Consider the following 274-nt stretch of genomic DNA (forward strand, 5'->3'; position numbering starts at 1 on the left):
AACGGCAATGCGCGCCTGCCGATTGCCGCCGGCCGCGTCACCTGGGAACGGATCATGCTTTCCGACGGCAGCGCCGGCCGCCTCGTCACCACCGTCACCGAGCCTGCAGCTTTCCTGCACCCCCATGCATAATTTATGCGTTGTCCGAAAATGCCGGTCTTAATAGCCTCCGCCGCGGAAACGGTCTGGAGAAAATGCAATGACGATACTGGTGACGGGAAGCGCCGGCCACCTCGGCGAGGCGCTGATGCGCGTCCTGAAGGCGCAAGGCCGA

General features: G+C 63.5%; 1 protein-coding gene and 1 pseudogene. Both read left to right on the top strand.

All coding sequences use genetic code 11. The annotated features are described in order from the left end of the window. Positions 1–132, top strand: a pseudogene (locus CO655_RS06155) (transcriptional regulator); the annotation flags it as partial. Positions 133–199: 67 nt separating this feature from the next. Then, positions 200–274 (top strand): NAD(P)-dependent oxidoreductase (locus CO655_RS33310; protein WP_141514290.1); only part of this gene is annotated, 75 nt, incomplete at its 3' end.

The sequence above is a fragment of the Rhizobium sp. M1 genome (assembly GCF_002531805.1).
GTDB lineage: Bacteria > Pseudomonadota > Alphaproteobacteria > Rhizobiales > Rhizobiaceae > Rhizobium > Rhizobium etli_C.